Annotated in this window: 14 protein-coding genes; 5 read left to right on the top strand and 9 right to left on the bottom strand. The window is 59.7% G+C overall.

All coding sequences use genetic code 11. The features are described from left to right. Positions 1-139: 139 nt before the first annotated feature. From HB680_RS21315 to HB680_RS21300, 4 genes are read right to left on the bottom strand one after another with little or no spacing between them, the layout of a single operon-like run. The gene (locus tag HB680_RS21315; protein ID WP_213940464.1) at positions 140-1,096 is read right to left on the bottom strand and encodes an aldo/keto reductase; all 957 of its coding nucleotides are present in this window, start codon (positions 1,094-1,096) and stop codon (positions 140-142) included. Positions 1,097-1,127: 31 nt separating this feature from the next. Then, a complete protein-coding gene (locus HB680_RS21310) occupies positions 1,128-2,594 on the bottom strand; it encodes an efflux transporter outer membrane subunit (RefSeq protein WP_213940463.1) in 1,467 nt (488 codons plus the stop codon). A gap of 20 nt (positions 2,595-2,614) precedes the next feature. Beyond that, positions 2,615-4,063, bottom strand: a complete 1,449-nt coding sequence (locus HB680_RS21305) for a DHA2 family efflux MFS transporter permease subunit (protein WP_213940462.1) — start codon at positions 4,061-4,063, stop codon at positions 2,615-2,617. Continuing rightward, a complete protein-coding gene (locus HB680_RS21300) occupies positions 4,063-5,190 on the bottom strand; it encodes an HlyD family secretion protein (protein WP_213940461.1) in 1,128 nt (375 codons plus the stop codon). Before HB680_RS21300 ends, HB680_RS21305 begins: the two co-directional genes overlap by 1 nt. A 225-nt stretch (positions 5,191-5,415) precedes the next feature. On the opposite strand from HB680_RS21300, the gene HB680_RS21295 reads away from it, so the two are divergent. Genes HB680_RS21295 through HB680_RS21285 form a run of 3 tightly spaced genes read left to right on the top strand, consistent with a single transcriptional unit; the run spans position 5,416 to position 7,081 of the window. Then, on the top strand, positions 5,416-6,039 hold the full coding sequence (locus HB680_RS21295) for a TetR/AcrR family transcriptional regulator (protein WP_213940460.1): 624 nt from the start codon (positions 5,416-5,418) through the stop codon (positions 6,037-6,039). 12 nt (positions 6,040-6,051) lie between these two features. Next, complete coding sequence (gene mug, locus HB680_RS21290; protein ID WP_213940459.1) at positions 6,052-6,561, top strand: G/U mismatch-specific DNA glycosylase; 510 nt, start codon at positions 6,052-6,054, stop codon at positions 6,559-6,561. Positions 6,562-6,607: 46 nt separating this feature from the next. Beyond that, positions 6,608-7,081: a hypothetical protein gene (locus HB680_RS21285; RefSeq protein ID WP_213940458.1), complete on the top strand. Its 474-nt coding sequence runs from the start codon at positions 6,608-6,610 to the stop codon at positions 7,079-7,081. Here HB680_RS21285 and HB680_RS21280 read toward each other — a convergent pair. Next, positions 7,072-8,007, bottom strand: coding sequence for a Ppx/GppA family phosphatase (locus tag HB680_RS21280; RefSeq protein ID WP_213940457.1), 936 nt, complete (start codon positions 8,005-8,007; stop codon positions 7,072-7,074). The two genes, HB680_RS21285 and HB680_RS21280, sit on opposite strands and share 10 nt — an antisense overlap. 190 nt (positions 8,008-8,197) lie before the next feature. On the opposite strand from HB680_RS21280, the gene ppk2 reads away from it, so the two are divergent. Further along, positions 8,198-9,115 (top strand): polyphosphate kinase 2, encoded by a 918-nt coding sequence (gene ppk2 / locus HB680_RS21275; RefSeq protein ID WP_213940456.1) that lies wholly within the window; start codon positions 8,198-8,200, stop codon positions 9,113-9,115. A gap of 222 nt (positions 9,116-9,337) precedes the next feature. Here ppk2 and map read toward each other — a convergent pair whose 3' ends face one another. Both map and HB680_RS21265 read right to left on the bottom strand, forming a co-directional pair. Next, complete coding sequence (gene map / locus HB680_RS21270; RefSeq protein WP_213940472.1) at positions 9,338-10,126, bottom strand: type I methionyl aminopeptidase; 789 nt, start codon at positions 10,124-10,126, stop codon at positions 9,338-9,340. Between the two features lie 8 nt (positions 10,127-10,134). Beyond that, positions 10,135-10,386, bottom strand: coding sequence for a ParD-like family protein (locus tag HB680_RS21265; RefSeq protein WP_213940455.1), 252 nt, complete (start codon positions 10,384-10,386; stop codon positions 10,135-10,137). A gap of 466 nt (positions 10,387-10,852) precedes the next feature. Here HB680_RS21265 and HB680_RS21260 point away from each other — a divergent pair, with 466 nt between their 5' ends. After that, positions 10,853-11,422 carry a chorismate mutase gene (locus HB680_RS21260; protein ID WP_213940454.1) on the top strand — a complete coding sequence of 190 codons (570 nt, stop codon included), beginning with the start codon at positions 10,853-10,855 and terminating at the stop codon, positions 11,420-11,422. Between the two features lie 103 nt (positions 11,423-11,525). Here HB680_RS21260 and HB680_RS21255 read toward each other — a convergent pair whose 3' ends face one another. Together HB680_RS21255 and HB680_RS21250 are read right to left on the bottom strand one after the other, a co-directional pair. Continuing rightward, positions 11,526-11,861 (bottom strand): hypothetical protein, encoded by a 336-nt coding sequence (locus HB680_RS21255; protein ID WP_213940453.1) that lies wholly within the window; start codon positions 11,859-11,861, stop codon positions 11,526-11,528. 97 nt (positions 11,862-11,958) lie between these two features. Then, positions 11,959-12,837 carry a LysR family transcriptional regulator gene (locus HB680_RS21250; protein ID WP_213940452.1) on the bottom strand — a complete coding sequence of 293 codons (879 nt, stop codon included), beginning with the start codon at positions 12,835-12,837 and terminating at the stop codon, positions 11,959-11,961. Between the last annotated feature and the right edge of the window lie 4 nt (positions 12,838-12,841).

Genomic DNA, 12,841 nt, shown 5'->3' with positions numbered 1-12,841 from the left:
CCAAAAAAAGGGGTGATTTATTGTGGGAGCGGGCTTGCTCGCGAAGGCAGTGTGTCAGGCAACATTTTTGTCGACTGGTACGCCGCCTTCGCGAGCAAGCCCGCTCCCACAGGGTCGGTGTCAGTTCAGGTGACCGGGTTTACTCGGGCTTCTTGCGCGCAATAAACCCCGGCACGCCGGTTTCCACCACCGAGTTGAAGCGCACTCGGGTCGTGATGTCTTCTTTGATCTCACGCATGGCCCTTTGGGGCAAGGTTTCAATATCGATGTTTTCCTGGATATGACTCGGTGTGGCCGACGTGGTCAGGAACGCCACACCGCGCTGTACCGACCAGGCCAACGCCACCTGCGCCGGGGTCTTTTGCAAGCGCTGGGCGATGCCGGTGATCACCGCGTCTTCGAGGACTTTCGGCTCCATACCATGGCCCAGTGGCGCAAACGCCAGGACGATGATCCCGTGTTCTTTACAAAACTCCAGCAGTTCCCATTCCGGCAGATACGGATGGGATTCAACTTGCACCACCGCAGGTTTGATCCGGGCCGCGGCCACGATCTCTTTCAACGCCTCCAACGTGATATCGGACAAGCCAATCGACTTGCAGCGGCCTTCATCCACCAGGCGTTCAAGCGCCCGCCACGTTTCGATCAACGTCACGCCTGAATCGTAGAGCACATGCCCAAACGCATCCCTCGGGTCCTGGTTGTCGCCGGGTTGAAAAGCAAACGGCGTATGGATCAGGTAGCAATCAATGTAGTCAACCTGCAGGCGTCGGCAACTGGCTTCAAAAGCGGGTTCGACGCGCTCGGAACGGTGGTTGGTGTTCCACAGTTTTGTGGTGATGAACAACTCTTCGCGACGGATCGTGCCCGCCTCCAGCACTTCATTTATCGCAACGCCGACCCTCTCTTCGTTGCGATAACGCTCGGCGCAATCGAAATGGCGAAACCCGGCGGACAGTGCATCCCTGACCGCTTGGGTGGTGACGGAGAGATCCTTGAACAGCGTGCCAAATCCCACGGCCGGCATCTCGACCGCGCCGTGATTCAGCGCAAATCTGGTATCGCGAAGTCCATCGTGAAAGGCTTCATAGGACATGTCTTTACTCCACAACTTGGGGCCGCAGCCGTTATTGATACGAATGTTTGGGGGCTTCGCCAGACGCCACTTTCTGCTCGAACACACCAACGGAATTGCCGCCGAGTGCCACGTACAACCGCACCGTGTCGAGGTACTGCGCCGTTTTCACGCGGATCTGCCCGAGCAAGGCCTGCTCATAGGCACGCTCCGCTTCCAGCACTTGCAGAATGCTGTTTTCACCTTGGGCATAGGCTTGCTGGTTCAAGCGAAAACTCGTGTCGGCGGCGCGTAACGCATCCTCTTGGGCGAGGTATTGCTCGGCGTCATGATTGATCGCTTGCAGGGTGTCCGCGACCTGGCCGAACGACTGGATAACCGTCTGCTGGTAGCCGGCGAGCGACGCCTGGTAGCCATCGACGGCGGCCTGACGTTCAGCCTTGAGGGTGCCGCCATTGAAAATCGGCGCCGTCAGCCCCGCCGCGAAACCCCACAGCGCGGCACCGCCATTGCCGGAAGCCGCTTGCGCCAGTGAGGCCGAAAGCTCGACATGCGGATAGAGGTTGGCGGTCGCGACCCCCACCGCTACGCTGGCCATGTGCAGTTCGGCTTCGGCTTGCAAGACATCCGGCCGGTTGCGCGCCATTTCAGAAGGCAAACTGACCGGTACGTTGGACGGCAAGGCAAACTCGGCCAGTTCGAACTCAGGCGCGATCCAGTCTGCCGGGCCTTTGCCGGTCAGGATCGACAGCGCATGCCGTGCCGAATCGCGCTGCTGTGCGAGGGGCGGCAACAGCGTGCGGTCCTGAGCCAGCCGCGTCTCGGCCAGCGACACGTCGATTTGCGTGGTAGCGCCACTGGCGTGCGCCGCCCGCACCAGTTCGAGGTTTTTGCGGTCGTTGGCCAGCAGTTTTTCAACCGCTTGCATCTGCGCGTTGGCAGACGCCAGCAACAACGCCTGGCTGGCGACATCACCGGTCAAGGTCAGGTACGCCGCTTCGTAGCGATGTTTCTGCAACTGTGTAAACGCTTGCTGTTGTTCGACCAGACGCTTGTTGCCGCCGAACGCATCAAGGTCGAAACCGACCCGTGGCCCGATCGCGTAGAAGTTGGAGACGCTCGGCTCGGGCCCGTTATGCGTACGTTGACGACCGGCCTGAGCGCCAAAATCCACCTGCGGATAAAGCGCCCCTTCCGCCGCCGCGACTGAGGACGCGGCTTGGCGAATGGTGGCGTCCGCCGCGACCAGTTCAAGATTGCCGTCGATGGCCCGACGCACCAGCGCGTCGAGTTTCGGCGAACGGAACGCCGTCCACCAATCGCCGTTGATTTTCTTGCCGTAGCCGATGTTTTGAGCGAGTTGCTGCTCGGCCTGTTGGTCATAGTGCTGCGACTCGCTGGCCGCAGGCGTTTTAAAGTCCGGGCCGACGGTGCACGCGGACAGGAACACCATAAACGACATCGCACCGACCATCCTTGGGAACGCGTGTCTGTTGAGGAAAAGCGCATGAGATTTCATTGGGCACACTCCACGACAAGTTAGTAGGTCGGAACGGGTTTGCGAAGAAACAAAACCAGTGGGCTCGCCACCAGCATCACCACCATCAAAATCTTGAATTGGTCGACCACTGCGATAAATGCCGCCTGGCCGGTGATCATTTCGTTGAGTCCCGCCAACGCTTGCAGCGACGGCATCGCGGCGCGATACGGCGTTATGTTGCTGACCAGCGCCAGGTGCATCGCCTGGGTGTTGTTGAAGAAAAACAGCTGCACAATCGCCACGCCGAGGGTGCTGCCGTAGACCCGGGACAAATTGAACAGCCCCGTGCCTTCCGGGCGCAGCGCCGGGTCGAGGGTGCTGAACGCAACCTTGGTCAGCGCCGGCATCAAGATGCCGATACCAACACCCTGAACCGCACCGGCAACTGCCACCGGCGACCAGTCCATCAACGGCGAATAACCGAGCATCATCCAGTTGGCATAAATCACCAGGGCCACGCCCGCCGCGACAAACAGTCGACGGTCGAAACGCTCGGGAACCCGGCCCATCAACAGGAACGCGCCGACCAGCCCGATGCCGCGCGGAATCGTCAGGGCGCCCGTGGTGTCAGGCGGGTAGCCGAGAATCTCATCGAGCATCGGCGAGGTCAGGGCCATGGTCGACAGCAGCACAAAACCCACCGCGAAAAAGATCAGCGTCGACAACACGAAGTTGCGGTCGTCGAACAAACGCTTGTTGAGGAAATGCACCTTCGCGGTCAGCACATGCACCGCGAACAGGTAGAACCCCAGCGCACAGCCCAGTGCTTCGAGCCAGATTTCGGTCGAGGCAAACCAGTCCAGGCGCTCACCGCGATCGAGCAACATCTGCAGGCTGATCAACCCCAGCGTGAAGGTGCCGAAGCCGAAGAAGTCGAACGACGGGCGCTTCTCGGCTTTCTTTTCGGCGAGCAGCAGCGCCATCGCCAGGAAGATAAACGCCGACACTGGCAAGCTGATGTAGAAGATCGGGCGCCAGCCGAAGTGCTCGCCAATCCAGCCACCGATGCTCGGGCCACTGACGATGCCCAACAGTACGATGGCCGTCCACGTTGCGCCGAATTTCGCACGCTTGGGCAGTGGCAAAGTCTCCAGCGCAATCGCCATCGACAGCGGTGCCAACACGCCACTCGCCAGTCCTTGAACAATCCGCGCGCCGATGAATTCCAGCGGCGTCGTTGCTCGCGTCACCAGCAGCAGGCCAAGCACGAAGCAAGCGAGCGCGACTTGGTAAACCCGCTTCAAGCCATAACGCCCGGCGAGCCACTGCGCGATCGGCAAGGTGATGGCGCTCGCTGCCAGGTACGAGGTGAAGATCCAGCCCGCCTGGTCGTCGGTCATCGACAGACTGCCCTGGATCAAGCGCAGTACTGCATTGGGTAAGGGCAGGTTCGCCGACTGCATATAAGTCGCGAGCAGCGCGGCGAACCTTAAGGTCCGCATGTTCATCAGAAGTTACCCGCCGTCAGCAACGATTTCAGTGGACGCCACCATGGCGAGCGAAACCCGGTATCGACCTTGACCGTGGCGCTGGTCCCGGAGAACAGCGGCAGCGCCGGATCGGCTTCATCGAGTTCAAGACGCACCGGTACCCGCTGCACCACCTTGACCCAATTGCCGGTGGCATTTTCCGGTGGCAACAGGGCGAAATCCGCGCCGGCCCCCGGGCTCATGCTGGTGACGTGGGCCTTGAAAACGTGATCTGGATAAGTGTCGATGCTGATCGTGGCTTCCTGGCCGGGGCGCATATGAGTGACGTCGGTTTCACGGAAGTTGGCTTCGATCCACACCTCACGACCGGACAGCAACGCAAAGGCTGGCGCGCCATTGTTGACGTAGTTGCCCACTTGCAAATCATCGACCTTAGCGACGATGCCGTCGTCCGGCGCATATACCGTCGCGTACGACAGATAGAGCTGCGCTTCGTCGAGCTGGGCCCTGGCCTCATGCACCGTCGGGTGATTGTCGGCGTCGATGTTCGGGTCGCCGTTCAACGCCACCACGGTGCTGGCGATCTGTTGTTCGATCGACGCGATGCGCTGCCGGGAGACTTTGAGGTCGGTGTCGGCGCGCTCATAAATGGCCCGGGAGACGAACTCGGTCGCCACCAGCGCTTTCTTGCGGGCAAATTCCTTTTGGTCGAAACCGGCGGACTCTTTGGCCGATTGCAATTCGGCCTGTTGCTGGCGGTAGCTGGCCTTGAGGCCATCGATGCGCAGCCGCGCGACGCTCAGTTGAGCCTGTGCACGGTCAACCGCGATCTGCAACGGTTTCGGGTCGATGCGAAACAGCACCTGGCCCTTGCGCACCGGTTGGTTGTCCTCGACCGCGATTTCCACGACTTGCCCGGAAATGCGTGCGTTGATCGAGGCTTTCGCTATCCGGGCGTAGGCGTTATCGGTGCTGACGTAAGGTTCGCCAGCAACGTAATGCGCGTAGCCGACGACTGCGAAAAGCACCGGAAAACCAATCATCAGAAACGGCCGCAGTTTTTCTTTCAGGGGTTTCTTGATGGGCAGGTCCGGGCCGGGATGCTCGATGGCCTGTGTCGCTGAGATGTCGAACTGTTTAGTCATGATCGAATGCACCTATAACCGGGAAATTGGGGATAGCACCCATAAAAAACAGCCATACCGTGTGCGGTCTGGGGGATCACCCCGCCGCACCTGTTTCGTCGCCGCAACACCCAGTTCGAGCTCCGCTACAACAAACCTGAAGCCAAGGAATTTTTGGTTCCTTAATTTTGTGCGATGATGTAAGAATATCGACGAACCCCTCACTCATCAAGAGTTTTGTACGACATGGCACAAAAAAAGATCACAGAAGGAAAAGGACGCGGCCGTCCTCGCGCGTATGACCCGCAAACGGCGCTGCAGCAGGCGCTTGGCGTTTTTTGGAATACCGGTTATTCCGGCGCTTCGCTGGACAGCATCGCCACCGCAGCCGGCATGAATCGCCCCAGCCTCTATGCGGCGTTCGGTGATAAACACGCGCTGTACATCAAGGCACTTGAGCAATATTGGGAATTTGCCGCAGCGGCCATGCACGAGGCGCTGACGGACAGCAGCCTGACCTTGTGCGAGGCGCTGATGCGTTTTTACGAAGGGCAGTTATCGATTTATTTCTCTGGCGAAGGCCAACCGCGTGGCTGCTTTGCCATCGGTACGGCGACGACCGAAGCGGTCGAGGATCAGGAAATTCGCGACATCCTTTCCGATCGACTCAGCCGGCTCGATGCCGATCTGGAAACCCGTCTACAAAGCGCAGTCAGCGCCGGCGAGTTGAAAGAAGGCGCAGACCCGGCCGCCCTTGCCGTGCTCGCCTCTTCCCTGCTGCATAGCATTTCCATCCGCGCGCGGGCAGGTAAATCCCGGGATGAACTGACGGAACTGGCGCGCAATGCGGTCAACGTAATCTGCGGATGAGGGGGTTTTAAGGTGGGACTCGACGACATTCTGGCCGAGCAACTGGCCGTGGTGTTCTGCGGCATCAATCCGGGAATGCTCGCCGCAGCCCAGGGGCATCATTTTGCCGGCCGGGGCAATCGATTCTGGCGCACGCTGCATCTGGCTGGCTTCACGCCAGAAGAGCTGCGCCCGGAAGATGACCGGACGCTCTTGCAGTACCAGTGTGGCTTGACCGCCGTGGTTGACCGCCCCACGGCGCGGGCGGATCAACTGTCACAACATGAATTCGCCGCTGCCGCCGGGGACTTTGAACAAAAGATCACGCGCTATGCGCCACGCTTTGTGGCGTTTCTCGGTAAAGCAGCCTACTGCGCGCTATCCGGCCAACGGACGATTGCGTGGGGGTTTCAGCCACAGACGTTTGGAGGCGCGGCGGTTTGGATCCTGCCGAATCCGAGCGGACGCAATCTCGCGTTCACGCGGGATCAACTGGTCGACGCGTATCGTCAGCTCCATTTAGCCGCGATAAACGGGGCCTGACTCCGGTAGCATTACCCAACGGATCAATGCCCCTCAAGGAGCTTCAATGCTGTTTACCAAACGCTCGACCTACACCCCGTTTCTGCTGTGCCTGGCGATCTTCATCACGTTTTGGCTGGTCCAGCTCAACGCGTTCAACATCATCCGCTGGAGCTACAACTTCTGCCATTTCCTGTACGGCTTCTGCGCGGCGCTGACGCTGGGCTACGTCACGCTCCCGTCGCGGTTCTTCAAGCGCTCGTGGCGGGAAAATCTTTACGCGCTGAAGGCCGGTATCCCGTGGAGTCCGTGGGGCGGCTTGATCATTGTGCTGTTCCTCTCGGCGTACAACGAGATGTACGTCGACCCACGGGAAAACGGCATTCCGTTCAGCTCGGCGTATCAGAATTTTGTCGCGGATATGCTGGGTTTGGGTCTGTGCCTGCTTATCAGTCACTTTGCCTTGCGCGACCGCCAGGGCAACACACGGACGGACTATGCAGCCGACACCACGATGGGTTCCGTCGGCGGTCAGTGCTGACTCATCAACCCATGCATCACCCCAAACCGTAAACCCGGCTCGGACGGCGTCATGTGCGAGATGCCAAACACCTTGAACGCGGCCAGCATCACCACCAGGCCGCCGGGCAGAATGCTCAGCCTATGAGTTTGCAACCCGGCCAGTTTGAGTTGTTTGACATGCCCCACTTCAAGCAGACGCAGCGACAGGCGTAACAACCCGCCATAGGTGATGCCGTTTTGGCCATCGTCGTTCAGGCCGTTGGCCTTGAGCACTTTGGCCAGCATCCGCGCGGTGCCTGAAGAGCCGATGGTCTGCTGCCAACCCAGCGCGCGATAACGCCGGGCGACTTTTTCAAATTCCAGCGAGGCGACGCGCTCGGCTTCCAGCAGCGCCTGAGCGGTGATGCGACCGCCATGAAAGTAGCGTGAACCGAACGTGCCGCTGCCGATGGCAATGCTTTGTGTCATCAACGGCTGAACACCCCGGCCCAGAATCAACTCGGTGGAGCCGCCGCCAATGTCCACCACCAGGCGCTGACTCTCCTCACCCGGCAACGTGTGGGCCACACCGGCGTACACCAGGTGCGCTTCTTCCTGCCCGGAGATGACGTCGATCCGAAACCCCAAATGCCGTTCCGCGCTGGCCAGGAACAACTGAGCATTGTCGGCTTCGCGCACCGCGCTGGTGGCCACGGCCCTGACCCGGCACGATTCAAAACCGCGCAACTTCTTGCCAAATCGCGCGAGCGCCTGCCAACCGCGATCCAGCGCCAACTCGTCCAGCGCTCCACCCTGGAACCCCTCGGCCAGACGCACCGGCTCACGCAAGGTTTTCACTTCCTGGATGACGAACTGCTGGTTCCGCTTGACCGACTGGCCAATCATCATGCGAAACGCATTGGACCCCAGGTCAATGGCCGCAAACAGAGAGGCGTCTCCTTTCATGGTAGGGATTCCTGGCAGATTCAGTCGCCCGCAGTCGGGGCCTTCAAGACGGTTTGCGAAGAGCTTGCCATGGGTTAGGTGACACGAAGATGACACCCGCCAATCTGATGTCCTACAGCCTTTTCGTCACCACTTCGTCATATCTCCCGGAATACCATCGTCAACGCCACTTCCACGGGAGCTTCCCACCATGCTTGCGAACAACGACACCCTTGTGCAGCGAATCCACCGCGAGCTGCTCGATCACAGCGACGAAGAGCTGGAGCTGGAACTGCTGGAGGACGGCCACAACCTCGATGAGCTGTTCGACGGCCACGTCAACGACGGCAGCGAGAAAGACGAACGCCGCCGCTATTTCAGCGAACTGTTCCGCCTGCAAGGCGAATTGGTGAAGCTGCAAAGCTGGGTGGTCAAGACCGGCGCCAAAGTGGTAATTCTGTTCGAAGGCCGCGATGCCGCTGGCAAGGGTGGCGTGATCAAGCGCATTACCCAGCGCCTCAACCCACGGGTGTGCCGCGTCGCCGCCCTGCCCGCGCCGAATGACCGCGAACAAACCCAGTGGTACTTCCAGCGCTACGTTTCGCATTTGCCGGCCGCGGGGGAAATCGTGCTGTTCGACCGCAGTTGGTACAACCGCGCCGGCGTCGAAAAGGTCATGGGCTTTTGCAATGACGATCAGTACGAAGAGTTCTTCCGCACGGTGCCCGAGTTTGAGCGGATGCTCGCCCGCTCCGGCATTCAGTTGATCAAATACTGGTTCTCGATTTCCGACCAGGAACAGAACCTGCGCTTTCTCAGCCGCATCCATGACCCGCTCAAGCAATGGAAGCTCAGCCCCATGGACCTGGAGTCCCGTCGGCGCTGGGAGGCCTATACCAAGGCCAAGGAAATCATGCTCGAACGCACCCACATTGCCGAAGCGCCGTGGTGGGTGGTGCAAGCCGACGACAAGAAAAAGGCCCGCCTCAACTGCATCAACCACCTGCTCGGGCAAATGCCCTATGAAGAGGTAACGCATCCAACGATCGAGCTGCCGCAACGTGTGCGCCAGGAAGACTATTCCCGCAGCCCGACGCCACCGGAACTGATCGTGCCGCAAGTCTACTGATTGTCATCATTCTGTCACCTGACGCCGTCAATACTCAGGTCATACAACGCGTGCTTTTTTTTATTGCTGCCTTAACCGGCGGCATTTTTTTTGCCTGAAACATTTGTGGGAGCGGGCTTGCTCGCGAAAGCGGTGGGTCAGGCAAATCAATATTGACTGACATGGCCCCTTCGCGAGCAAGCCCGCTCCCACAAGGGAATCTGCGGTGTGTTTGAAAAATGTTTACGGCGCCGCATAGCCTTCAACCTGATCCGGCCACGACGTCAACACTTCGAAGCCATCATCCGTGACCGCCACCATGTGCTCCCACTGGGCCGACAACGACAGATCCTTGGTCACCACCGTCCAGCCATCGGCCAGGGTTTTCACATGGCGTTTGCCGGCGTTGAGCATCGGTTCAATGGTGAAAATCATCCCGGCCTTCAGGGTCAGGCCCTGGCCTGGAAAGCCGTAATGCAGGACCTGCGGCTCATCGTGATAGACCTTGCCGATGCCATGCCCGCAGTACTCGCGCACCACACTGAAACCGTCGCGCTCGGCCACGCTCTGGATCGCATGGCCAATATCGCCCAGCGTTGCGCCGGGACGAACGACGCGGATACCGGCGCACATTGCTTCATAGGTGGTCTGCACCAGTCGTTGTGCTTCCGGGCTCGGTTCGCCGACGAAGTACATGCGGCTGGTGTCGCCGAACCAGCCATCCTTGACCACGGCAATATCGATGTTGACGATGTCGCCGTCCTTCAACACCTGGGCTGAAGGGATGCCGTGACACACCACTTCGTTGACCGATATGCACACGGTTTTCGGAAAGCCGTGATAGCCGATATTGCCGGCAATGGCTTTCTGCACATTGACGATGTGGTCGTGGCAGAGCCGATCGAGCTCGTTCAAGCTGACCCCGGCTTTGACGTGGGGCGTAATCATCGCCAGCACCTCGGCCGCCAACTGACCTGCCACGCCAGACTGGGCGATTTGCGCTGGGGCATTGATCACGACGCTGTTCTTCACTGCCCGGTTCATTGTGCGGCTCCTGCGGTGGCTGACGACTCATCGGCGAGTGCGCACACCTGTTGCAAATCGAGGCCGCCGGCCTGTTCGGCGCGGATCAGCAGACGGCAGATGTCACTGTGATCGAGATCGGGGTGCAATTCGGCGAGCATCCCGATGCGCATCCAGTGCTCGGCCTGGGCATTGATCGAGCGACTCAGCGCATTGCTGGCGACGCGCAGGTTCTCGTGCATGTCTTCTGAAATTTTGACGATTCCCACAAATCCATCCGATACGAAGTGTATATGAATCGTATACTAGCTGAACCGGTTGGGAGATCGCAAATGCCGATAGCGTTTTTCCGTCCTGCGGCGCTTTCGCTTGGGCACAATCGATCTAAAAAGACCGGCCCGGGCCTTGGTCTTTTTGGCTATTCTGAAGTGGTAGGTGAAGACGCAGACTGATGCGCAAGAGGATAGCGAGGAAGCGTGGGGCGCGCTCCGAAGGGTACACGGTTAGAAAGATCTCCGCGCTGAGATCCAGCCCTTATGCCGTGTGAGGCAGTAAAGCACATCGCTTTGCTGTGAGAGGCCTGATAAATCTCGTAAGCCGGAGACCAGCACCGGCCACCTACTCAAATTCCAAAGCCCGCTTCGTGCGGGCTTTTTCGTGTCCGCAGGTGCTAGATTGTTGCGCTCCATTAAACACCTGCAGACAACGGCTTTAAGCCGCGAAGAGGTTGGGTCTATGTTCACCCCGCTACGTTTACCGCAACGGCTGCTCGGTTGCGCCGCCCTCGGCTTGTTCATTGGCAGCGTCCAGGCCGCCACACCCGTCCCGGCACCCGCGACATTGCAACCGTTGCTGGTGACCTTGAATGAACGCCTGAACATCGGCGATCTGGTGGCGCTGACCAAGTGGGACAGTGGCAAACCGATCCAGGACAGCGCCCGGGAAGCGCAAGTCATCGCCAATGCCAAGACGCTGGCAGCCGACCGCAAACTCGACCCGCAAGACGTCGGCCAATTGCTCGCCGCGCAGATGGAAGCCAACAAACTGGTGCAATACGGATTACTGGCCAAGTGGCGCGCCGCCGGCAAGGCGCCTGACACGCCACGTCCGGACCTCGCCAATCAGATCCGGCCACGTCTGGATGAGCTGCAAAATCGTCTGTTACAGCAATACGCCGACTTCCTGCCCTACCGCAATGACCCGCACTGCGCCAATTGGCTGGGCAAGGCTCGAGTCAACCTGACGAAGGATCGCTTGCATGAGCTGGCGCTGATCCGCGCCACGGGGGAGTTGTGCACGAGTTAAGCGGGAGGGAGATGTTGCGATGCTTCGGGGTGTAGAAGGATGGGTACAGCGCCATCCTGGTGGGAGCGAGCAAGCCCGGCTCCCACAGGATAGGGATCGTCGCTTACTGAACCTTGTTCAGCTTGATCACATCACCCGAAACCTTGGTGGTGTAACCGGTCAGGACGTAGGCCCAGAACCAGTTTTCCTGCACCTGGGTGTTGATCATGGCATCGCCGCCCTTGGCCAGGATCGCCGCGTCTTGAGCGCGAACAAAACGGTTGTTCTGTTTGATCGGGATGCAGCCGAACAGCAGCATGCCGGTGGCGGTTGCTTCACTGTGGCCCAGGACGGTGTATTGGCTGCTGTCGTAATGCTGGGTCTTCATCGCGGTGCCAGTGCAACCTGCCAAAACCAGACCGAACAGAGCGATGGCGACTACTTTGCTGAGGTAATTCACGGTGTAACTCCATTAGTAAACGCCCGGGATCCGTCTCCCGGGCGGCGCGTACTCTAACGAAGGTGGTGGCCAATAGATATCACTTTTTTGACGCCATTTATATTGCTGCCTGCACCACGCCACGCGCCTCCAGCAAACGCACAAACATGGTCAGGCTCTGCGACACCGTGCCTCGGCGCCACACCAGCCAGGTGCGCAAATAACGGAAAGACTCCGACAATGGCCAGATGCTCACCGTGGTGCAGCCAGGCATGCTTTCAAGCATGCTGCGGGGCATCAGCGCCAAACCTGCACCGGCGCTGACGCAGGCCAGCATGCCGTGATAAGACTCCATTTCGAAAATCTTGCCGGGTACTGACGCGTCCTGGCTGAACCAGCTTTCGAAGTGATGCCGATACGAACAATTGGCGCGGAAGGCGTAGATGTTCTCGCCGTTGACGTCTTGCGCGCGGTGGATCGGGGCGTGGTTGAGCGGTGCGATCAGCACCATTTCTTCCTCGAACGCCGGCACGCCTTCAAGCGCCGGGTGCAGCACCGGCCCATCGACGAACGCGGCAGCCAGTCGGCCCGACAGCACGCCGTCGATCATGGTGCCGGACGGCCCGGTGGACAGGTCCAGCTCGACCTTGGCGTATTGCTGGTTGTAAGCGGCCAACAACTCCGGAATCCGCACCGCCGCCGTACTTTCCAGTGAACCGAGGGGAAACGATCCCTGCGGCTCTTCGCCCGCGACCGTCGCCCGGGCCTCCTGAACCAGGTCGAGGATGCGCCGGGCATAGTCGAGAAAACTCCATCCGGCCGGTGACAGGCGCAAGCGGCTTTTCTCGCGGATAAACAGGTCCACGCCCAGATCCTGTTCCAGTTGCTTGATCCGCGTCGTCAGGTTCGACGGTACCCGGTGGATGTGTTGAGCGGCCGCGCTGATGCTGCCGTGCTCGGCGACAGCCTTGAAAATCTCGAGCTGGACCAGATCCAAGTCA

Source organism: Pseudomonas sp. dw_612, from assembly GCF_018449725.1.
Taxonomy (GTDB): Bacteria; Pseudomonadota; Gammaproteobacteria; order Pseudomonadales; family Pseudomonadaceae; genus Aquipseudomonas.
The sequence above is the reverse complement of the archived record's forward strand: the minus strand, read 5'-3'. Positions and strand labels throughout refer to the sequence as shown.

Bases quoted from the DNA above. Each gene is read 5' to 3' on its own strand.
- ppk2 (WP_213940456.1), top strand. From the start codon at position 8,198: ATGCTTGCGAACAACGACACCCTTGTGCAGCGAATCCACCGCGAGCTG.
- HB680_RS21315 (WP_213940464.1), bottom strand. From the start codon at position 1,096: ATGTCCTATGAAGCCTTTCACGATGGACTTCGCGATACCAGATTTGCG.
- HB680_RS21285 (WP_213940458.1), top strand. From the start codon at position 6,608: ATGCTGTTTACCAAACGCTCGACCTACACCCCGTTTCTGCTGTGCCTG.
- HB680_RS21280 (WP_213940457.1), bottom strand. From the start codon at position 8,007: ATGAAAGGAGACGCCTCTCTGTTTGCGGCCATTGACCTGGGGTCCAAT.
- HB680_RS21300 (WP_213940461.1), bottom strand. From the start codon at position 5,190: ATGACTAAACAGTTCGACATCTCAGCGACACAGGCCATCGAGCATCCC.
- HB680_RS21260 (WP_213940454.1), top strand. From the start codon at position 10,853: ATGTTCACCCCGCTACGTTTACCGCAACGGCTGCTCGGTTGCGCCGCC.
- HB680_RS21310 (WP_213940463.1), bottom strand. From the start codon at position 2,594: ATGAAATCTCATGCGCTTTTCCTCAACAGACACGCGTTCCCAAGGATG.
- HB680_RS21295 (WP_213940460.1), top strand. From the start codon at position 5,416: ATGGCACAAAAAAAGATCACAGAAGGAAAAGGACGCGGCCGTCCTCGC.
- HB680_RS21305 (WP_213940462.1), bottom strand. From the start codon at position 4,063: ATGAACATGCGGACCTTAAGGTTCGCCGCGCTGCTCGCGACTTATATG.